General features: G+C 42.5%; 16 protein-coding genes and 1 tRNA gene. 12 read left to right on the forward strand and 5 right to left on the reverse strand.

What is annotated here, in order from left to right; all coding sequences use genetic code 11:
* Nucleotides 1-43 precede the first annotated feature (43 nt).
* From HUU81_RS16920 to HUU81_RS16945, 6 genes are all read left to right on the forward strand, one after another.
* Complete coding sequence (locus HUU81_RS16920) at nt 44-3,883, forward strand: contractile injection system protein, VgrG/Pvc8 family (protein WP_199610065.1); 3,840 nt, start codon at nt 44-46, stop codon at nt 3,881-3,883.
* A 4-nt stretch (nt 3,884-3,887) separates the two neighbouring features.
* A complete protein-coding gene (locus HUU81_RS16925) occupies nt 3,888-4,559 on the forward strand; it encodes a GAD-like domain-containing protein (protein ID WP_199610066.1) in 672 nt (223 codons plus the stop codon).
* Nucleotides 4,560-4,744: 185 nt separating this feature from the next.
* A complete protein-coding gene (locus HUU81_RS16930) occupies nt 4,745-5,416 on the forward strand; it encodes a GAD-like domain-containing protein (protein WP_199610067.1) in 672 nt (223 codons plus the stop codon).
* 192 nt (nt 5,417-5,608) lie between these two features.
* Complete coding sequence (locus HUU81_RS16935; protein WP_199610068.1) at nt 5,609-6,280, forward strand: GAD-like domain-containing protein; 672 nt, start codon at nt 5,609-5,611, stop codon at nt 6,278-6,280.
* A gap of 321 nt (nt 6,281-6,601) precedes the next feature.
* Nucleotides 6,602-6,949 carry a hypothetical protein gene (locus tag HUU81_RS16940; protein WP_199610069.1) on the forward strand — a complete coding sequence of 116 codons (348 nt, stop codon included), beginning with the start codon at nt 6,602-6,604 and terminating at the stop codon, nt 6,947-6,949.
* 178 nt (nt 6,950-7,127) lie between these two features.
* Entirely contained in the window at nt 7,128-8,063 is a 936-nt protein-coding gene (locus tag HUU81_RS16945) for a formylglycine-generating enzyme family protein (RefSeq protein ID WP_199610070.1), read from the forward strand.
* A gap of 66 nt (nt 8,064-8,129) precedes the next feature.
* Here HUU81_RS16945 and HUU81_RS16950 read toward each other — a convergent pair whose 3' ends face one another.
* Both HUU81_RS16950 and HUU81_RS16955 read right to left on the reverse strand, forming a co-directional pair.
* On the reverse strand, nt 8,130-9,962 hold the full coding sequence (locus tag HUU81_RS16950; RefSeq protein ID WP_199610071.1) for a winged helix-turn-helix domain-containing protein: 1,833 nt from the start codon (nt 9,960-9,962) through the stop codon (nt 8,130-8,132).
* Nucleotides 9,963-10,101: 139 nt separating this feature from the next.
* Nucleotides 10,102-11,367, reverse strand: a complete 1,266-nt coding sequence (locus HUU81_RS16955; RefSeq protein ID WP_233520541.1) for a GGDEF domain-containing protein — start codon at nt 11,365-11,367, stop codon at nt 10,102-10,104.
* A gap of 426 nt (nt 11,368-11,793) precedes the next feature.
* On the opposite strand from HUU81_RS16955, the gene HUU81_RS16960 reads away from it, so the two are divergent.
* From HUU81_RS16960 to HUU81_RS16985, 6 genes are all read left to right on the forward strand, one after another.
* On the forward strand, nt 11,794-13,062 hold the full coding sequence (locus tag HUU81_RS16960) for an efflux RND transporter periplasmic adaptor subunit (RefSeq protein WP_199610072.1): 1,269 nt from the start codon (nt 11,794-11,796) through the stop codon (nt 13,060-13,062).
* An 11-nt stretch (nt 13,063-13,073) separates the two neighbouring features.
* Nucleotides 13,074-13,808: an ABC transporter ATP-binding protein gene (locus HUU81_RS16965; RefSeq protein ID WP_199610073.1), complete on the forward strand. Its 735-nt coding sequence runs from the start codon at nt 13,074-13,076 to the stop codon at nt 13,806-13,808.
* A 9-nt stretch (nt 13,809-13,817) separates the two neighbouring features.
* Nucleotides 13,818-16,265, forward strand: coding sequence for an ABC transporter permease (locus HUU81_RS16970; RefSeq protein WP_199610074.1), 2,448 nt, complete (start codon nt 13,818-13,820; stop codon nt 16,263-16,265).
* A gap of 89 nt (nt 16,266-16,354) precedes the next feature.
* Nucleotides 16,355-17,788, forward strand: a complete 1,434-nt coding sequence (locus HUU81_RS16975) for a sigma-54-dependent transcriptional regulator (RefSeq protein WP_199610075.1) — start codon at nt 16,355-16,357, stop codon at nt 17,786-17,788.
* Between the two features lie 2 nt (nt 17,789-17,790).
* Complete coding sequence (locus HUU81_RS17595; RefSeq protein WP_199610076.1) at nt 17,791-19,362, forward strand: sensor histidine kinase; 1,572 nt, start codon at nt 17,791-17,793, stop codon at nt 19,360-19,362.
* A 131-nt stretch (nt 19,363-19,493) separates the two neighbouring features.
* Nucleotides 19,494-19,568: transfer RNA gene (locus tag HUU81_RS16985), tRNA-Arg, on the forward strand.
* A 95-nt stretch (nt 19,569-19,663) separates the two neighbouring features.
* On the opposite strand, the gene HUU81_RS16990 is transcribed toward HUU81_RS16985, so the two are convergent.
* The 3 genes from HUU81_RS16990 to HUU81_RS17000 form a co-directional block, all read right to left on the reverse strand.
* Nucleotides 19,664-20,155 (reverse strand): DUF2489 domain-containing protein, encoded by a 492-nt coding sequence (locus tag HUU81_RS16990; RefSeq protein ID WP_199610077.1) that lies wholly within the window; start codon nt 20,153-20,155, stop codon nt 19,664-19,666.
* Between the two features lie 33 nt (nt 20,156-20,188).
* Nucleotides 20,189-20,734 carry a Der GTPase-activating protein YihI gene (gene yihI / locus HUU81_RS16995; protein WP_199610078.1) on the reverse strand — a complete coding sequence of 182 codons (546 nt, stop codon included), beginning with the start codon at nt 20,732-20,734 and terminating at the stop codon, nt 20,189-20,191.
* Nucleotides 20,735-20,818: 84 nt separating this feature from the next.
* A complete protein-coding gene (locus HUU81_RS17000) occupies nt 20,819-21,490 on the reverse strand; it encodes a class I SAM-dependent methyltransferase (protein ID WP_199610079.1) in 672 nt (223 codons plus the stop codon).
* Nucleotides 21,491-21,742 lie beyond the last annotated feature (252 nt).

Here is a 21,742-nt window from a genome sequence, read left to right on the forward strand (position 1 = left end):
TTTTTAGTTTCGTCATTCATGTTTTTTCACAGAGGTATTCCCCATGACAAAGGACCTGTCACGTACGCGCATTGCGTTGCATTGTTTAGATTCGCGTTTGTCGGTAATGCATGTGGCAGGAGAAGAGCAGTTAAACGGTGCATTTCGTTATTGTGTTTGGATAGAAGTCCCTCAAACGGTTGATTGTTTTTCTATATTAGGTCAAAGCGTGGTGCTGGAGTTTATTGCCCCAGACGGCCACTCCCGCATGTTAGCGGGCGCAGTGTGCGAAGTGGAAGCGCGTGGCCGTTTTATGCTGTCTAATAGCAGTACCCATCACGTGCCTGTTCCCTATCGTCGTTTTGCTATTACCTTAACCTCTCGCTTAGAAGCACTCCAAGGCACCGAGCACAGTCGGGTGTTTGTTGATACCGATGTTGCCACCTTGTTAACCTGTTTAGCCAGTGAAGCGGGTTATCATCCTAGCCAAATTGATTGGCGCTTGTCTCAATCGCTTCCCGGTTGCCCGCAGTTTGTGCAGGCCATGGAATCAAACTACCAGTTGTTTCAACGCATTGTGGCGCAATACGGCTTATTGTATTGGTTTGAAACTCAGCATCAGCAAGAAATACTGGTCATCAGTGATGGCAATTTACGTAGCCCGTATTTATCTCGTACGGCTATTGCCGTGTATTCCTCGTATGGGTTTGACCGTGCGGGATTACAGCTTGATAAAAGCTCTGAGCTTCATGGGAATGCCAGTACCAATACCAATACTGGTACTAATACCAGTAACCAAACACAAGGCCGAGCGCGCCTGCCGTTTGTTGGCTTTAACAGTATCGAAGAGCGGTGCCGCTATACCGCCAATCGGGTGACCACCACTACATTGTCGCACCCACCACTGCGTCATGGCAGTCACCCCGATAACGACACCGCGACTGCGCGTGCTAATGCTGCTCGGGCAGGCCAAGGTAAGCACCTTGCCCATTATGAGCCAGTCGCTGAAACGGTATCAGCCGCCGCATCATTCGCAACCCATCAAAGCCTCGCTCAACAAGCCTTAGCCACCACATTGACACTCACTGGTAATGTGCCAGATATCTTTGCCGGATGTAGTTTTACCCTTGATGACCGCTCACGCTTAAATGCCAGTGGCGATTACTTATGTATTAAGGTGTCGCACACCAGTCAACAACCTGCTGATGAATCACGCCAAGACGGCTTAAGTAAGCACAGTTGTACGGTTACCTGTATTCCCCGTAGTACGCCATATAAATCAACCATGCCGCGTCCTACTGATAAACCCATGCTATTTTCGGCACGTGTTGAGTCACCCAGTCAACATGCCCAATTAACCGCACAGGGTGACTATATAACACGGTTAGTATTTGATGATACAGCACGTGCGGTTGGTCAAGGTGGGCGACCATTAAAAAAGCTCGCCATGTATGCCTGTGCCAATCAATCACACGCCACAGGCTGGCATTTTCCTTTAGTCAACGACAGCCAAGTATTAGTTGGCTGCATGAACAACGACCCGAACCAGAGTTATATTGTCGGGTTTTGCATGAACGAAGCACAACCGTCCGTGGTGACCTCAGCCACGCCACACCATAATCGACTGACCAGCAGTGCAGGCCATCAACTATTATTTGATGACAGCCCCACCGCCCCGCAAATTTTATTACACACCTTAGGGGTAACCCCAGAGCAAAGTGCGCAGCACATTGTGCTAAATGGCAGTACTCAACCCATGTTGGAATGGGTGAGTCGGTTTGGCAGTGTGAATTTATATGCAGGCACCGATTTATGCCTGCACGCAGAAGAGGCCGATGTACGTTATGTAGTACACGGCAATCAATGTATTGATGTTACTGGCACAATTAGCCAAACCACCGCCAAAGACAGTATGCATTATCAAGCCGCCACTACGTTAGACACGCACACCGGCAGCCAAACCCACACCGCCAACGCCGATATCAGCTGGTTAAGTGGTCGCAGTGTGAATGCCCATGCTAACAGCGACATTGCCATCAACACCCCCAACGGCGCTATTAACCTCAGCGTGCCACAAGGCAGCACTGTGTTACAGGTGGATGGCAATATCACCATTAAAGGCACAGGCCAAGGTGACATTCGCCTGCACAACCAAGGCGGAGAAATTAAGCTCGACAGCCAAGGTAACGTTAGCCTCATCGGTAAAGACATGCTCACCTTAAACGGCGCAATGATTACCCTAGACGGCCCCGTTGATTATCAAATTAGTGGACCAGAGACGGCCAGTGCACCGAGTACAGTGTCACCAAGTACCATTCCACGCGTACCGCCATTAACGCTAAATGACGACACCGTGGCAGATGTGACTCCGAACGATATTCAGTTAGCCTATCAATACCAAGATGGCGAGCCAGTGCAGCACGCCCCTTATATCCTGACCGTCAGTGACGGCACCCAAGTCAGTGGGCAATTAGACGGCCAAGGGCAAGCCACTATCCCCAACATGCCACTGGGGCAGTACTTAATTCAGCTCGGTGAAGACACCCGCGACTACCAATTAAAAGATGCTCACACCACCCCCAATCCGCTATACGGTAAAATCACCCCGACACAAGCGGTCAAAATGGTGGAGCAAGGCGATACCAGCCTACTCGACCAAGCAGGCCAACTGGGCGCACAAGCGGGTGATTGGTTATGGGGCACCTTACAAGGCGACTTTAACGAACACCCCAGCACCAGCCAAATTGTGGTGGGCAGCCTTATCTCAATGATACCTGTTGTCGACCAAATCATGGATTGTCGTGATGTGTGTGCCAACGCCATGCTACTGACCGACGATAATGACGCCAACGACACCGACGGTTGGATAGCCCTCACCCTCACAGGTATAGGCTTTGTGCCTGTTGTTGGCTCCGCAGTCAAAGGCGTAGGCAAAGTGATTGTCAAACACATCGACAACGCCATTGCCACCGCCGCCGCGGTACTTAGAAAACTCGGTTACGGCGACCCTATCGCCTATATCAACAAGATAGACTGGCAAGACTTAGGCAAACAAAGCAGCCAACTGATTAAAGAAAAAATCACCACCGTGGCCGATGCGTTAAACGAAATCTTAAACACCGCCTTCATCCGCTGGTCATTACCAAGAGAAGCTATTGAGAACTTCACCCACACCGAACAAGCCTTGCGTAATCTGTTACCGAAAATCGACCAAGGTATTAACCACGCCACCAGCCAGATTGAAGGAAAAGTCAATCAAGCGATACAGAAGTATGAAGGGGAATTGCCGCATCGAGGGAATACAAATACACCTAATAAAGTAAAAACAGCGGAGTTAGATAAGCCAGAAGGGAATGACTTAAAAGGCGCAAAAGTTGTTAAGATGAAACAACATGATGTAGCCTGTTTTAAGAAAAATAAAAAAGGCAATGTGGCAGAGTATGACCGACAGCTAGCAGGGCAACAAGCTGGCCTGAATAACATGACCGTGAAAGAATATCTTGATAACCGAAAAGCCTTTAAAGAGATTGGCCGTAAAGGAACAGGAGCTGCGCAGAAGGAAGCTCGAGAAAAGTTTAAGTCAAAACTTATAGAGAAATATGAAAAACAACTTGAAGAAGAGGGTTTTTATGGTCTTGAAGCTGAGAATAAAATAGCTGCATTAGTTAAGCAGGATATGAAAACGTTAAATGCTCTACACAATCCCGATATGATCGCAGGTGGTTATGATAAAGTTCTAGATTTAGGTGATGCTAGTGTCAATCAGTCAATTGGTTCCCAGTGGAATAGAAAAGGTGGTGCAGTAAGTAAGCGTGTTGACTTAATGGATATAGAGGCGCAGAAAACACTAGAAGTATATGGGCCTCACACTAAAATGAATATCAATTTACACAGGTGTAAATAAAAACATGAATAAAGCTTTCGATAATTTCTATAATTTTAAGGGCTTTGGTCCTGCAATAAAAAGTATACCTCCAAGCCAAGCAATTTTAGATGAGTACAAAGGCAGGTTACCAGACAGGTTATTAGAGTACTGGCAAGAATATGGATTTTGCGGTTGGGGTGACGGATTATTTTGGACAGTAAACCCAGAGGACTATGAAGATATTTTACAAGAATGGCTGCAAGGGACACCCTTTGAAGAAAATGATATTTATTATGTGATTGCGCGTAGTGCGTTTGGGGAGCTGTTCGTATGGGGAAAACAGTCAGGGCAAAGCCTTACTCTTGAACCTTCTTTCAGCATGATCTTTCCTACAGATGAGAGTGATTCACTTGCGAGAAGAGGACAAGATGCAGTATTAGATAGTTTCTTTGCGTGTAAGAGGAAAGAGTCGTTAAATAAAAAAGATGATAAGGATGAACTTATATTTGAGCGTGCTGTAAAAAAACTCGGCGAGCTTTCCCCCGACGAAATGTACGGTTTTGAGCCTGCCCTTGCACTAGGTGGTGAGCCTAAATTAGAAAACTTAAAAAAAGTACCTGTTCTTGAGCATTTATCCTTTTTAGCTTCATTAGGTGAAAAGCGCGTAATGGCTGACATTGTTGCGATGTCTAATGCACTACCGCATAACCAATAGTATTCACTATCCACCTCACACCTAGTCATATATTTATGCCGTGATTAGGTGTTAAAGAATCCACGTTCAGTCAAAAATCATGGGCTAGTAAGTGCGTTGAGCTAATGGATATTGAAGCAAAAAAAGTATTAGTCGAATTTGGCCAAAATACCAATATGCATGTGAAATTACACAGGTGTAAATAAATGAATGAATATTTTGATGAATTTTATAACTTTAGTGGCTTTGGGCCTGCAATAAAAAGTATAACCCCAAGCCAAGCAACCTTAGATAAATACAAAGGTAAGTTACCTGATAGGCTATTAGAGTACTGGCAAGAATATGGCTTTTGCGGTTGGGGGGACGGATTATTTTGGACGGTAAACCCAGATGATTATGAAGATATTTTACGAGAATGGTTGCAAGGCACACCTTTTGAAGAGAACGATGACTATTATGTAATTGCACGTGGTGCGTTTGGCAAATTGTTTGTATGGGGGGAGAGGACTGGTCAAAGCATTAAGATTGAGGGAAATTACGGAATGATATTTCCAACCGATTGTACAGACGATCTGAATGAAGATGGAGCGACATTGACTATTGAGCTATTTTTTTCAAGTTTATATAAAGAATCTATAGACTTGTTAGGTATAGATGATAAACCGCTATTTGAACGAACATTCAAAAAGCTCGGAGAGTTATCCTCCGACGAAATGTATGGTTTTGAACCAGCGCTTGCACTAGGTGGTGAGCCTAAATTAGAAAACCTAAAAAAAGTGCCTGTGCTTGAGCATTTATCCTTTTTAGCTTCATTAGGTGAAAAGCGCGTAATGGCTGACATTGTCGCGATGTCAAATGCACTACCGCATAACCAATAGTATTCACTATCCACCTCATTTCACCTAGTCACGTATTTTATGCCGTGACTAGGTGTTAAAAAATCCACGTTCAGTCAAAAATTATGGGCTAGTAAGTGCGTTGAGCTAATGGATATTGAAGCAAAAAAGCATTAGTCGAATTTGGCCAAAATACCAATATGAATGTGAAATTACACAGGTGTAAATAAGAGAATGAACGCACTATTTGATGATTTTTATAATTACGAAGGTTTTGGTCCTGCTATCAAAGCAGTAGCCCCAGCCAAAGATGTAATAGCAAAATACACAGGAAAATTACCTGATCGTTTAATTGAGTGTTGGCAAGAATATGGCTTTTGCGGTTGGGGAGAAGGATTATTTTGGACGGTAAATCCAGAAGATTATGAAGATATTTTACAAGAGTGGCTACAAGACACCCCTTTTCCAGAGAATGATGCTTATTATGTGATTGCTCGCAGTGCGTTTGGCGAACTATTTATTTGGGGGGAAAAGTCTGGCCAGAGCCTCAGTATCGAAAGTAACTTCGGAATGATTTTCCCTACAGATAAAACAGCAAAGCTTAACGAAAACGGCCCGACAATGAGTGTTGATTTATTTTTTTCTTGTCTGAGCAAAGAAAGCATGGAGCAAAAAGACATTAACGATAAACCTCTTTTTGAACGAGCAGCTGAAAAACTTGGCGAGCTTTCTTCTGACGAAATGTATGGTTTTGAGCCTGCCCTTGCACTTGGTGGAGAGCCTAAATTAGAAAACTTAAAAAAAGTACCAGTGCTTGAACATTTATCCTTTTTAGCTTCATTAGGTGAAAAGCGCGTAATGGCGGATATTGTTGCGATGTCTAATGCACTACCGCATAACCAATAGTATTCACTATCCACCTCACACCTAGTCACGTATTTTATGCCGTGACTAGGTGTTAAAAAATCGACGCTCAACCAAAAATCTTAAGCTAATAAGTGCCCTCAGTCATTATGATAGTGCGTGCCCTATACCGCCAGTTACCAAATGTCGCAAAAGCAGCACCAACGCAGCGTAGGGCATATAAATACACGGGCGAAAAGTTCCTCAATGTACAAATGAGCGCCGCTATAACTCGATAGTAAAAGCCCAGAACATTTTGATATATTTTACGAAATAAATGATATAGAAAAGTATGTAAAATAAACAATAATCTTGGAGGCTAGTTTGACGATTGAAAATATACATCAAAGTATTGCAGACAACATGGTAGATAACATTTTCATAAATGACTGGGCTAATGCTTTTATTACAGTAGAGTACTATGATGAAAGTGCACTGGAACTTGAAGGAGGTTACAAAACTAAGAGTAATGACTTTATTTCATTTAAATTTAGGAACTTTGACCGAAGAATAATCAGCGACTTTCATCGACTTCATAAAATCACATCATTTGACTCTGGAAAAAAATGGAATCGAGCAGCATTCACTCTAGAGCCAACAGGTAAATTCAATATTGACGTTAATTGGGATCAAGAATTAGCCGACGAAATTGAGCGCTTTAGCAATAAATAATTTATCACCCCAAACGTAAATACCAAGTGTATTTAAGGCTTTCACGACAAATATAAAATCTATTATTTTTCTATTATTACAATTAAATCAATAAAATAGATTTTTTATAAGATCTTAACGCTGCGTCTGTATAAGTTGTTATTTCTTAACTCAGTGTCATAGTTTTAATGGAGTAACAATGCAGTTTATTCATCATTCATACATGCAATGTAGTGTTCAGTTAGCAATAGTGAGCATGTTAGGTTTTAGTACTTTTTCCTCTTTTGCCCACCAAGCGTCTTTCACTTTACCAGAAATGCAAACCATTCCGGCTGGTAGTTATGTTCGTGAACGTGAGTCCAATAACGGTATGTTAAAGCAACAGGTGAATGTTAAACGCTTTAAGTTGGCTAAGTATGAGATCACGGTAGGAGAATTTAGGCAATTTGTGAACGCTACAGGACACAAAACCCGAGACGTTTGCTGGAACTGGTCAGAAAAAACGCCTAGCTATAAATGGTTTATGAAGCGAGAAAAAGGCAGTTGGTCAGATAACGCTTATGCGCCTTCAGATAAGCACCCTGTTATGTGTGTAACTTGGTATGACGCCAAGGCCTACGCCAAATGGTTAAGCAATAAAACCGGAAGAAGTTTTCGGTTACCGACAGAAGCTGAATGGGAATATGCGGCACTTGGTAATCAAACAACAGTGTATTATTTTGGCAATGATGCATCAGAAATTTGCAAATACGCCAATATCTTAGATCAATCTGGCGAAGTTGCGATGTACCGTGATTACAAGCAGAAACCGAAAGGCGTAAACTGCGATGATGGTGTTGAGTACACCGCTAAAGTTGGTTCTTTTCAGGCGAACCCTTTCGGATTGCACGATATGCTAGGAAATGTGTTTGAATTTGTTGAAGATTGTGAACATAACGATTATGAGAACGCACCACTTGATGGCAGCGCTTGGACTAAAGGATGCGACGCCGCAGACGCTAAAATACTGAAAAAAGGAGGCTCTTATGGTTTCAGTGAAAGGCGCGCGCTAATCACTGGCGGAGGGCACGCAGGTAAAGACAATCCAAGTGCGTTAGGTGAAGGATTTCGTTTGGCTGAAACTATCATCCAGTAATATTCTCTCAATTCAATGCAGTGGGTGTTATAAGTAAGAGAACTAACTGTCCCACTGCCAATAATCTTATACAGATAAACTATCGAGGTTGATTTTCCGCCTATCCAGCCAATGTTGAGGGGCTTGCTCTTGAATAAATTGGCAGTAAAAAGCATGGCTGCTTGGCGATAGGTCACATAGCGCTAACGCAACATCCAAACTCAGTATTCTTTCTCCTTTCCCTTCAGCTAATTCAAATGCTCGTATTGCATGTGCGGTGATTTCAGCGTGATTATTTTTATATTTGGCATATTGCATGCGTAAATATAATGCTGATGCGTCGTCATCCTCCAACGTATTCAACAACGCCACGGCATCATCTTCACGGCCTTTATTAAGATAATACGTTAATAAACTACGTTGACTTGATTGTGCTAACTTGTGGTGTTTTACCTGCTGAGTCAGCGCTATAACTTGTTTATAGTGAGGTTCGCTTGCATCGGTGTTGTGGCCAAATATAGCGTAATGATAAGGGATCACCGCTTTGTGGTGATCGGGCAAACGATATGCTTCGATTTTTTTCTCGGCAATATGCAGATAGTGGTATTTATCTTTGTCTTGCTTGTACTTGTGCGCCATCACAGATAAGTAAGTTAACGCATTGATCTCTTTAAGGGGATCGCTTGCTAAATTGGCTTCATTTACGGCTGACAGCAAACTGGTTTTAATGGCTTGATAATCTTTTTGATAATGCGCAAGCCAAGTGGATACTAGCAAACTGTCAGCGAGTTGTTTGTGATCTTGAATTGACGCAAACAATGACATCGCACGCTTAAGTTTCTTGCCACTTAAAGGATACAGTTTTTTCAAGGCAAGCACGGCACTTTGCTTTAACAGTGCCACACCTTGGTAATAGGGAGACGACTGCTGAGCGCTTAGCTGAAGTAGTTTCTCAGCAAACACCATCGCTTTATCTAGCTCATGTTGGCCGACTAGTAATTCAATTAAATTACTCAATATTATTACGTCTTCTGGATTGGCTTGATGGGCTATTTGCAATTTTGCCAGTTTATTTTCTGGCTTTAACGTAGTAGCAAAGAGTGCTTTTAGCGCTGGCTGACTAATATGATCTGATAATTCAGTAAATATGTCTGTTAACGAACGCCCTGCAATGTTACCGCGCCAGTCAATTTGTGCGCTTTTAATAAGAAAATCTAGATGGAGTGTGGGCTGATCAAGGTGAACGGTGGTCCGTACTTCACCTGTAAGAAACACACCTTCATGCATCGCTGTCGCAGGTGAGATATATTCATACGAATTTAAAAAGTCTTGGTAAGTTATATCTTGGTTAATGGTGAAACGAATTTCATTCTCTTGTAATAAAGCGTGTGTGGTGTGTTCTTGCATTCCCTTTAATGGGATCACGCTAAATTGAGTGGTATTAAGCGAAGCTGAGCCTGAATTTACATAACCGCCTATTATCAATATACACAAAAAAGCGAGCGCGGTTGCGGAAAACGCCATAATACGACTCATATTGCGCTTATTTGTATTAGTAGCAGAACTGGATGCTCTCAGATTGCGCGTATTTAGATTGCGTGTATCAGGTGCTTGCTCTTCAGACACTTTTATCTTAACGTGTGGCTGCCACTGATAACCTCGCTTTGAGTAGGTTTTGATGGCTTCGCTACCAAAAATACGTCTTAAATGACTGATATTCTGAAAAACCACCTGATCTGCAACCACTTTCCCTTGCCAAACATGCTCTAGGATCGCTTCTTTGCTCACAACGGAATCAGCGTTACTTATTAAAAAAGCGAGTAATTTCAATTCGTAAGGGCGTAAATCGAGTGTTTCGCCTTGTTGGGTGAGTATTAATGTTTCACTATTAAATTCAAAATTGTCGAACAGATAATGCATACTGTGTATTTGTGTTTATCTTTAATCATTCACTATAAACCCAACGTGGTTGGGATAAATACCTGCCGTCGACAATACTGCGACTTCCTGAAGCAGAGTATAACGAGCGCATGTGATTAACAAGCACTATGGATTAATCCTATTCCTTAACACAATTTCGCCCTGCTTTTTTAGCACGATATAACGCTTCGTCGGCTTGCTTCATAATGGCATGAAATTCACTCATTTCTTTGCTACGACTGGCTAACCCTAAACTAATGGTTACATTAACGGTTTTCTGTTTTGCAGGAGTTTTTGTTTTCCGATCTTGCTCACTAGTTACAGGCCTGTCTTTACCACGCAATACAATGTCGTAGTCAGCAATAGCTTGGCGCAATACGTCTAAATGAGGAACAACCTCTTGATTCGACTTGTTCGGAAACACCAGCGTAAATTCTTCGCCACCATAACGAAATGCCTTGCCACCACCTGTTACTTGATTAAGCTTCGCGGCCACCAGCTTTAATACTTGGTCGCCGACATCGTGACCATAGGTGTCGTTAAACTTTTTAAAATGATCTACATCCGCCATTACAACAACGTATTTACGCCCCAAAGTGGGAACATATTGCATCAGTGCACGGCGCGACGGTATACCCGTTAACTCATCTTTAAACGCCATATTATGGCTGTCTATTAATGCTGAGAGAATAAAAATACCCGATAACGTTAAAATTACACTATGCAGTAACACCGTGCTTATTGGTGTTTCACTCGTTTGAAATTGTAAATACACTAAGCTGATTATTGTGACAAAAATAGCCGTGTGAGTATTGGTTGGCAGCCACACTAACCTCACCAGCGCAGCTATAATTACTACCCCATAGAGAACAAATACGTCACCTGTTAATTGCGCAGAAATGGTATTCGATAGTCCTGCATATAATTGCTCAACCCATCGGATTGCCGCCACTAAATGATTGATGAATGACGAGTCACTACTAACGGCATTTACATTGTGTGACAGCTGCCATAAAAAGTCGGCGAATACAGTAAGCAATACAAATACGACGAGATAAATTAAGCTGGTGTTTACTTTGATACCGCGGTCTTTATCTAGCATTAAAAGTGTACTTGTTAAAATGCAGCTGGTAAAAAGAATGCTCGGCTGAAAATTAAAAAAGGTAGCAGCAATATGATCTTGAAGTAGCAGTGCCAGCAGAAGTAATGACAAATACACGATGCGCGTTCGACCAAATTGCCACGAAATTGCCGCCGCTACCACTAGCATAATATGGCTTAACCAATTAAGTTGAGAAAACCACTGCGAGACCTGCTCGGGTGCATAAAAGGTGTAGAAAATAGCGGCAAACACCACTAAAAATTGTGGAATAGAGCGCTTTAAAACAGATTCTAGTGAAAACAAAACAACGTTCACCCATACAACATTAAAGTCGTCATTGTAGGTATTTTTATAGCCGTTGTCTTGCGGCTATTGTTTATTACCGAAAAGATTGTGCAAATACCAAGTTACTCAAAAAGCAGCTCCATTTGATTAAAATCTAATGGCATTCGCTGCACCACCTCATGCCTTGATAATATAAAGGCGCGACATTGGTGATGTAATCATTTAATTGCTTTACTAACACTCGCTAAAACCGAACTGAATATCATTTTACCTGCGTCATAATCGAGACACGTTATATTGTGAACTGTGTCGACAATGACACACCTAGTTTATAAAAAACTATCACACCAAAGGCAATACCATTAAATTCAATAACTTACATACAAATTCATTCTGGCATAAAGCTTGTTATAACTAGATATCATCATGTATTGGAAAAGTACTATGGATATTCAAAGACAGTTATCAGGCAAATCTACACTGCGCAAAATGAACAAGTATTATTATTTTATTTTGTTGGCAATCATTCCTATTGCAGCATGGGCGATTAAAAGCCATTTTTTGGGGGATGCGTCCTACATTGTGAAAGAAAGTAGCATTCAAACCGCAGTCGTAGAGAAGGGCAAGTTTAATGTAGAAATACGCGGTATCGGCGTATTAAAGCCAGACATCATGCGCTGGGAGTCAGCCCAAGTAAGCGGCAGAGTTGAGCAGGTACTAGTAAAGCCGGGTAGCGTGGTCGCTAAAGGGCAAACGCTACTCACCCTCTTTAATCCGTCGTTAGTGCGTCAACTGAAACACGCTGAATGGGAAGTTAAAGCAACCAAAGCTGAGCATCATGCTGCACTAGTGGCGTTAGAATCGCAATTGCTTGAACTTGAAACCAGTGTTATTCAAGCGCAATTTAACTACCAAGCCATTAAACTGAAGCTAGATGCCGAGCGTAATCTTATCGCCCAGCGCAAAGGGTCAATATCGGCTATTGAATTCAAGCGCACTGAGCTAGAACTAAAACAGCAGCACCACCGCTGGCAAGCGCAGCAAAAACGGTTAGTAAAAATGCAAACCAACCTAACAGCCATTCAACAAGCACATCATGCCAAATTGGGGTTAGTAACCAACAATTATCAGCAGATTCAAGACGAAGTTGCCGCACTCACTGTCGTCGCCACCAATGCAGGTGTGGTACAACAAGTGTCATTAAATTTAGGTGAGCAAGTTCATCAAGGGGACGCCGTTGCGCTTATCGCCAACCAAAATAAACTGATTGCTGAATTAGATGTACAAGAGTTACAGGTGCAACATATTCAACGAGGCCAAAAAGTGTGGATTGATACGCGCCAGTCGCAAGTACTCGGGGAAGTAGCACGAATCGACCCTGCGGTAATCAACGGCATGGTGAAAATAGATGTGAAAATGGTTGACGACTTACCCAGTGAAGCAAGGCCCGATTTGAATGTAGAGGGGCGCATTATCATCAGTGAATTTGAGCAAACCACTTTTGTTAAACGTCCCGCGTTTTCACCCCGCCTTAGCGAGGCATTTGTTTACCGTATTTCACCTGATGGCCAGCTAGCCACCAAAACGAACGTCACCTTTGGCCAACGGTCAGTGAATTATATTCAAATTGAAGCTGGGCTTAATCAAGGTGAACGTATCGTTATTTCAAATACTGACGAATGGTTAACGCACGAACACGTACTGATTAATTAAGGAAAATAAGAATGAATAACAGCCAACACACAGAAACACTGGTTACACTGAATGACATCAATAAAATATTTTTTACCGACGAGATAGAAACACGTGCGATTAGCAATATTAATCTTAGTATTAAAAAAGGTGAATATGTTTCTCTTAGCGGGCCATCAGGCTGTGGTAAATCGACGTTACTGGCTATTCTCGGTTTACTAGACACGCCAACACAAGGCAGCATAATGCTACAAAATCAAGATGTAGCAGCGTTAAACCGTAATCAACGCGCCCGTATTCGCGGTCAGCATATTGGCTTTGTGTTTCAGTCGTTTAATCTTATTTCAGATCTGACTGTGGCCGAAAATGTGATGCTTCCTCTGACCTATCAAACACCCACCCTAAGTAAAAAAGAACGACAACAACGCGTTGATAGCGTACTAAAAAAAGTACAAATGCAGCACCGTAAACAACATTTTCCGTCGCAATTATCTGGCGGACAACAACAACGTGTCGCGGTGGCAAGAGCGCTAGTTAATAACCCTGACTTTATTTTAGCGGATGAGCCAACAGGTAACTTAGATTCGAAAAACGCAGCCGCTGTGATGGCGTTGCTTGACGATTTACATCGTGAAGGCTGCACAATTGTAATGGTGACCCATGATGAAGCTTCTGCAAAGCGAGCCAGCCGCCAAATTGATATGTTTGATGGCAAAATTGTTGCTGACAATTACAACACCACAAATCTTGCTGTTTCATCTTTTTAGGAAGCTATTATGTCTGTTTGGATTGATATTAAGTACGCCTTACGGTTACTGCTAAAAGCGCCAAAGTTCACCGGCATTACTTTGCTTGTATTAACAGGTGGCTTAGCCATTAGCTTGTTTACGTTTTCTTTTTTGTACTCAATGCTTTATAAGCCATTACCGTTACCCAACGGCGAATCCATTTATCGTGTTACTAACTTTATCAATGGTAATCACCGTCTTTTGCCAGCTTATGAGCTTTTAACCGCAAGAAAGCAATTTACTGCATTTAAGGAGTTTGGCGTTTACCAAAGCACTAATAGCCTGATTATGTTTGATGACGAAGCCTATAATGCCCGGGGTTCATACGTAGAAGCCAACTTTTTTCCGTTTACTCAGGTGTCACCTATCGCAGGTAGAACCATTGACCATACTGACATGCAGGCTGATGCACCTCCTGTAGTGGTATTGAGTTTTAATCTGTGGCAAGGCTATTTCAGCGGACAACAACAAAACAGCGATCCCACGTCGGTTATTGGTAAGGTCATTAATATTAATCAAACACCGACCACCGTTATTGGTGTGATGCCTAAGGGTTACTTATTCCCAGTTAGCAGCCAATTATGGCTACCTATGCCCAAAAAGATGTTAACACCCACCGCATCAAGTACAGAGAGTATTCGCGCTTTTGCTCGCTTAAAGCCACATGTTTCCGTGGCGTCGGCCAATCAAGAAATGACGCAGGCGGTTAATACTCTTTACCAAGAAAATGTTACGCATTATCAAAAAACAGCAGGCAACATCACCGTTAAGTTGAACACCTTCGCGATGGCGCAAGCCGACAATCAAGGCACCATGATTTTCGCGTTTCTTAATATTGTCGCCTTTCTTATTTTACTGCTTGCCTGTATTAACGTTGGCAACCTGCTATTAGCGCGTGCGGTGCAACGCAATAAGGAAACAGCGATACGCGCCGCACTTGGTGCAACCTCAAGCCGATTGATTAGCCAACTGATGTGGGAAGGCGTGATCATTTGCGTTGTTGGCGGCATTTTAGCGGTACTATTGGTTGCTGGCGCGCTCGACTTTACTAATGTAGTACTTCAAAGCGAGCTATCTACCAATCGTCCATTTTGGTGGCGTTGGCAATTTGATTTCCCCACGTTATTAATGGCAATTGCTTTTACCGTAACGACGATTTTCTTAGCCTCATTTGTACCGGCTTATCGTGCAACTCAGCAAGATATCAACATTACATTGCGCGACGGTACACGCGGTGCACAAGGCCGCAAAGCGGGCAGAGTCTCTCGTTTTTTAGTCACTGTTCAAATATTTATTATTGCCTTGCTGATGATGATTGGTGGTGTTTCTGCCATGATTTCAATGCATTTGTTAAATATGGACTTAGGCGAAGACTTTTCTAAGGTATTAATGGCCGAAATCGTATTACCAGAGCAGCGATACGCTAATGAACAACAACAAAGACAATTTACTCAATCACTCGTTGACGCCTTAAATCAGCAACCGAATATCGACAATGCCGTTAATTGGCATTATATCGATCACCTACCTTTTAACTTACTGGGTTCAGAGAATATGGATGATGAACAATGGCCCAAAATAAACACCGTCGCACTAGTAGGCAAAACCGAATTACATGGCTTACGCATCATGGCTGGCAGGCACTTAAGCCATCACGATTCGCACAATGCAAGACGCGTTATTGTGGTTAGTGAGTCTTTTGTTAAGCGTCATTGGCCATCGCAGCCATTGAGTACAGCGCTAGAACAGCAAATACAATTAAAAATTAATGACCAGCCAGTGCCATTTAGCATTGTGGGCGTCATTTCAGACCGTATGAATGGCAGCAGTATATTTAGCCACAAAAGCGTTGAAGATGAGGTGTATATTTCTGGCTATCAATACCCAACGCCATGGTTGAAAGTAAAAATGAAATACTCTGGTAATGAAAAAACAGCTGAAAAACAGTTTTACCAACGTTTATTCCAGCTAGACAGTGCAATTGAAAACTACGAAGTGCGTTCAGCAGAAAGAAATTTCAGCATGATGCGAAGCAGTATGAAATTAATGGCAAATATAACTTTTTCAGCCGGCGCATTTGCATTATTGCTCGCGGTAACAGGCATTTATGGTATTACCGCCAACGCAGTGGTGCAACGCACCCATGAAATTGGCATACGTCGTGCGGTAGGTGCCAGTGAGCAGCAATTAATTAAACTATTCTTACGTCAAGGTAGCTGGCAACTACTCACGGGCTTAAGCGTTAGCCTGCTATTGTTTAGCGCCATTTCATATATATTCTACAATTTTTCTGAAGGGCACCTGCCAGTTTATATGTTTCCCACCATTGCAGTTACCGTGTGCGTGTTGCTTACGTTCGTTGTATTAACGGCAGTATACCTTCCTGCTCGCAAAGCAGTTACATTAGAACCCAGCCATGCATTGCGTTATGAATAACAATTGAATATGGTAACTGTATAACTGTTAAAGCCAGCCTAGTCATGTTCTAGGCTGGCTAGCTGTGCCCGATTAAGAAGAATAACTGAATGACCCACACTATTTTAATTGCCGACGACGACATCAATATTATCGCCAGCCTGAAATTTTTATTGGAAGATGACTTCACTGTTGTAGCTACCACCACGCCCAGCGCGACTAAAGCGGCATTGCAGCAGCAAACCATCGATTTAGTATTAATGGACATGAACTTCCAACGCGACACCACGTCGGGCGAAGAAGGCTTAACGTTAATCGGCGAGTTGTTAGCACAACATCAAGCACATACTGACTCACGCTTACCCATCATTGTGATGACCGGTTGGGCCACAATAGACATTGCCGTTAATGCACTAAAAGCAGGCGCGAGCGATTTTGTGCAAAAACCATGGAATGACGAACACCTTGTACATGCCATTAAAACGCAATTACATATGATAGAAACCGAGCATCAAGTTGCTCGGCTTTCGCAACATAATAAACAGCTCAATGCACAACTAAGTGAACAGCTTACAGGTCTTAGCAACACAGCCACTGATCCAGGCTCAGCAATTATTGCAGTGTCACCTGTGATGCAACAGTTAATGCAACAGTTGCGTCAGCTCGCCCAGTCAGACATGAATATATTATTAACTGGTGAAAATGGCACAGGTAAAAGCTTACTGGCACATTACATTCACCAAGCTTCAGCTCGTCAAACACAGCCATTCATTGCAGTTAATATGGGTGCAATTCCCGATACTCTTTTTGAAAGTGAAATGTTTGGCCATAAAAAAGGCGCATTTACCGATGCGAAAGAAAACCGCATTGGTCGCTTTGAAATGGCGGATCACGGCACACTCTTTTTCGATGAGCTGGCCAATATTCCATTACCACAACAAGCAACGTTATTAAGGGTGTTAGAAGAAAAGTCCTTTGAACCTGTCGGCAGTAATCAAACCCTACATAGTGATGTGCGTGTGATTTCAGCCACAAACGCTAATTTAGACCAAGCGATTAAAGATAGTTTATTTCGCCAAGACTTATATTATCGTTTAAACACCATCGAATTACGTGTACCTGCACTGCGGGAACGCCAAACAGATATTATTCCTTTAGCGCAGCAGTTCTTGCAACAGCATTGCCATAAATATCGCAAAGCCAATATTGTATTAACCGAATCAGCAAAACACACACTCACTCATTATGCTTGGCCGGGGAATGTTCGCGAACTGAATCACACCATGGAGCGGGCGGTATTTAGCGCCGTTAATAACAAGATTGAAGCCAGTCAACTTAGCTTAACCGCAGCTCCCACGCATGAAACTACCAGCACTCACGCTTCACCCAATGACATACTGCTAACGTTAAACGAAATTGAACAACAAAGCATGATACAACGGCTGGAACACTTTAACGGTAACGTATCGCAAACAGCTAAGTCGCTTGGTTTAAGCCGCAGCGGTTATTATCGTCGCTTATCAAAATTTACCGAACCTTCTTAATCATGGCATTTACATTTACTCATACCCAACAAGGGTTAGTGTTACTCGCAGCAATTCCCAGTTTGCTCATCGCGGCCATTTCATTATGGTGGTCTGGTATTTCGGTGTATCTCATCATTTGTACAATGATAATACTTGCTCTTGTGATCAGCTACGCAACCTATGCCGTGCAGCAAAACACCGAGCAACAGTTGCACACCATTTCAAACTTAGTAGAAGCAATGATTGAAGGCGATTATTCATTGCGTGGTAGACAACATAAAAGCCAAGCATTTACCGACTTATTAGCACAAATAAACTTACTCGCTGAAACACTACAACAGCATAAAATGAGTGCACAAGAGAGCCAGTTATTATTAGAAAAAGTCATTGAGCAGATGGATGCGATGATTTTTAGCTGCAATAAACACGGGCAAGTCATTATGGCCAACCGCGCAGCACAACGCCTATTGTTTAATACAAGAACAGCCGATACTTCTCTTTCTGACAACGTTCAAATAGCCGCAAGCTTGCTGCAAAAATTAGCGCTACCAAACAGTTCTGGCATTATTGAGCTACCGCTCATCCAGCACCATTCAAATGGGGAGTTAACGTCAGATAAGCGGGACGATGCCACACTCGTTGATACCAGCTGTTTTGTGTACCGAGATAGCTTTATGAGTCATGGAACCACGCATCAATTATATTTGATCACACGCGCAGACCGATTGTTACGCGAGCAAGAGCGACAAGCATGGCAGAGTTTACTTCGCGTACTCAGCCATGAATTAAATAATTCATTAGCGCCGATCATCAGTTTTAGCCACACCATGCGTAATAAACTCGCCCGCCTTGCAGAACAACAACATAACACAAGCAATGACAATGAAACACAATCAACGATTAATCACACCTTGCTGCAATTTAATGACGGCCTCAATATTATTCATGAACGCGGTCAATCACTACAGCGCTTCATTGCCCAGTATAGCCAGCTTACTCATTTACCCAACCCACAGCGACAACCTACAGATTGGCGGGCTCTGATCAATAAAACTTGCTCATTAATGGTCGAAGCCGATCATCAGCTAAACATCGACTGTAGCCAACTAAGTCAGCACTCAACTGACAACGCACTGCCTCACGAGGTATATGTTGACCCTCAACAAATAGAACAAGTGCTTATCAACCTACTAAAAAATGCAAAAGAAGCCAGCGTCCAAGCTAATACCCCTGACAATACCTCATTGCCGAGTACAAATACGCCTCCGATAAAAATAAGCGCACATGTGAGCAATACCGCATCGTTTTCTACGCAATCAAACTCTAAAAAACAACAACGCCACCAAACACAGTTACACATACAAATTGAAGACTCAGGAACCGGGATCGCTAACCTAAATAATTTATTTGTGCCTTTCTACACCACAAAAACACAAGGTAGCGGTATTGGTTTAACCTTATCGCGACAAATCATCCAAAACCACAATGGTCAGTTATCACTAAAAAATAAACTCGATGGTGATGGTGCCGTCGCCACCATCGTATTACCGCTTATTCCAACGTCTCAATCTTCACTTAACGCTGAAAAATAAACTGTTTTAGTAAGCGTCAGGCTGGTTAGTTAACGTACAAACACACATTAAAAAAGATAAAATTAAGTAAGTTCGGTAAGATAGCTCGCAAAGACGCGCGTTTTTTTATAGAATTCGAAGCCTAAATTTGCGCTCTCGTAGTGAAATGGATATCACGTGACTCTCCGGAAGTTAAGTTGCAGGTTCGATTCCTGCCGAGAGCGCCATTTTTAGCCAGCCTTCCCTCTCGATAAAGTACAAAAAAAGCGCAACAAAATATTTATTCTGTTACGCCCCGCTAAACTTCAATATCGATGTTTATTTAATGAATACTGGTTGATGGTCTATCAAAGCTCACTATCAGCTGTTCTAAATCAATTACCACTTGCTCTTCGTGCTTGTCTTCCGCACGGTAGCGCTCCATATCCATTTTTCTAATTTCTTTTTTGCTGTATTTGTTACGCGCTTCATGCGTTGGCATGTCTTTAATTGCATCGTACATGGCAAATACGCCGGGATATAAACGTTGATAATCTGGTTTAGGATCCTCAAGGTAATACTCGAGTAACATCCAAATTCTTAAACAGCCTTCCGACATTTCACATTGTTTTTCTAGCATGGCTTTTGCGATAAACACTATGCTTTCTCGCATCGACTCTTTGCGCTCTTCACGCTTAGCTAATGCAGCTTGTTGCTGCTTTTGTTGTTTAATAGATTGCTGTTTAACCTGCCATAACAGCTTGCCAGCATAATAAGAGAGTGCAGCAATAATTGATGCACCAATCACAATGGCGATAAGCCAATAAGCATTCATTTAATAGTACCTATGTTGCTCATACCGATAGTGTTATAGCTTATCTTTCTCAGCTTGGTAATCATCTTCCCAGCCTAGTTTATCGATATTAGAAAGCGGATCGTCGCTCTCTTCTTCTTCGTCTAAGCCTAAGATTTCATACAGCTCTGCATGACGCGCCATTTGCTTATTAAAGAATTTAGCTTCTTTGCCCTGCAAAATTTCGCCATTTTCTACTCGCTCCATTAGCGCTAGCAGCTGTTCATTTGATTCAATTGCAGCTAATTCTTGCTCTGGTGTTAACTTTTCAGCGTTATCTACTTTCTTCAATTTAACTTGCGGCTTTAAATCTTCACGTAGTTTAGGTTCTTCAACAGGCGTTAACGCAATTGGAGTACGGCTACCATGGCGCTTGTCTTGGTTTTTATTAGCTTGCTGGCTTGTTGGTGCCTTAGTCGCATCAATTGAATGGCGACTACCCGGCTTATTGCCTTTGCGCTTTTTGGCTTTCGGATCAACGACAGTGCGGTCTTGTTCTTCTTTTGGTAATTTACGAGGGGCCAACGGGCCAGATTTACGAGATTTCTTTATACGAGTCATAATAGCTTCTTAGCGATACACAATTGCTTTTATTTTAACTCATTCACACGTTGCACGCATACGTATTTACCAGACTGATTAAAATTAACCAGTGCGCGATTGGAATAAGATGACATCATTACCCACATACTCTACGGAAAGATGATGTTTATCTGCTAAAAAATCAAACGTTTCACGGCTAAAAAAGCTAACGTGCGTGGGATCATTTTTGTAGTGCCATTGACTAAACCGAGCTTCGTCTATCACTAACTTGGTCATAATAACTAAGTGTCCTTGCGGCTTTAATAATGAAAGCAGTTGTGCCCAACCTTCCGCAGGTTGATTAAAATGCTCTATCACTTCGGTACAAGTAACAAAATCGTATTGTCGCGACAATACTGCATTATCAGGATGATAGTAGTAATCGTATAGCGCAACGTTGTGCCCCGCAGCTTGCAGTAGCTCAGCCAGTGCAGGTGCTGGCCCACAACCAAAGTCGAGCCCACTCAATCTGGTTGAAACGGTTGATAGTCGCTCAAGCAACGGGTTAGCCGCACGTTGTAAAAAATTTACGTATCCACTATCAGTTACATCGTTCTCATGCTTGTCGTATTCCGCCTTCTCGTCCTCAGCAGATAAATGAAATTGCGCAGGCACAAAGACTAATGCGCACTGCACACAACGCAAATACTCCCGCTTTTTATCTTGATGGAAGGGAGTGACTGTGAAGTGCGCACATAACGGGCAAGATAAATTTGGCTCTGATCGGTTAAACATGATTAATTACTTTAGCGGTTAAAGATACGAAGGCGTAAGTTGAAAGGCAGTGTAATGTAAACAGCGCATATAAAAAAGGCGAAAGAGTTAAACTCTTCCGCCTATTAATTTAGTGTCGCACAGCTTAATCAGCTTAGCGCATTTATGACACTCGTACCATTTCGACTACAATTCTACATGGAGTTCCATCCCTAAAGTCGACACCCCTGTCTTAGTCTTTATTAGTTATCCGTATTTTTTTTGTTTAACATC

This window comes from Flocculibacter collagenilyticus (genome assembly GCF_016469335.1).
GTDB classification, from domain to species: Bacteria; Pseudomonadota; Gammaproteobacteria; order Enterobacterales; family Alteromonadaceae; genus Flocculibacter; species Flocculibacter collagenilyticus.

Bases quoted from the DNA above. Each gene is read 5' to 3' on its own strand.
- HUU81_RS16970 (WP_199610074.1), top strand. From the start codon at position 13,818: ATGTCTGTTTGGATTGATATTAAGTACGCCTTACGGTTACTGCTAAAA.
- HUU81_RS16965 (WP_199610073.1), top strand. From the start codon at position 13,074: ATGAATAACAGCCAACACACAGAAACACTGGTTACACTGAATGACATC.
- HUU81_RS17595 (WP_199610076.1), top strand. From the start codon at position 17,791: ATGGCATTTACATTTACTCATACCCAACAAGGGTTAGTGTTACTCGCA.
- HUU81_RS16935 (WP_199610068.1), top strand. From the start codon at position 5,609: ATGAACGCACTATTTGATGATTTTTATAATTACGAAGGTTTTGGTCCT.
- HUU81_RS16950 (WP_199610071.1), bottom strand. From the start codon at position 9,962: ATGCATTATCTGTTCGACAATTTTGAATTTAATAGTGAAACATTAATA.
- HUU81_RS16930 (WP_199610067.1), top strand. From the start codon at position 4,745: ATGAATGAATATTTTGATGAATTTTATAACTTTAGTGGCTTTGGGCCT.
- HUU81_RS16960 (WP_199610072.1), top strand. From the start codon at position 11,794: ATGGATATTCAAAGACAGTTATCAGGCAAATCTACACTGCGCAAAATG.
- HUU81_RS16925 (WP_199610066.1), top strand. From the start codon at position 3,888: ATGAATAAAGCTTTCGATAATTTCTATAATTTTAAGGGCTTTGGTCCT.
- HUU81_RS17000 (WP_199610079.1), bottom strand. From the start codon at position 21,490: ATGTTTAACCGATCAGAGCCAAATTTATCTTGCCCGTTATGTGCGCAC.
- HUU81_RS16975 (WP_199610075.1), top strand. From the start codon at position 16,355: ATGACCCACACTATTTTAATTGCCGACGACGACATCAATATTATCGCC.
- HUU81_RS16920 (WP_199610065.1), top strand. From the start codon at position 44: ATGACAAAGGACCTGTCACGTACGCGCATTGCGTTGCATTGTTTAGAT.
- HUU81_RS16990 (WP_199610077.1), bottom strand. From the start codon at position 20,155: ATGAATGCTTATTGGCTTATCGCCATTGTGATTGGTGCATCAATTATT.
- yihI (WP_199610078.1), bottom strand. From the start codon at position 20,734: ATGACTCGTATAAAGAAATCTCGTAAATCTGGCCCGTTGGCCCCTCGT.
- HUU81_RS16945 (WP_199610070.1), top strand. From the start codon at position 7,128: ATGCAGTTTATTCATCATTCATACATGCAATGTAGTGTTCAGTTAGCA.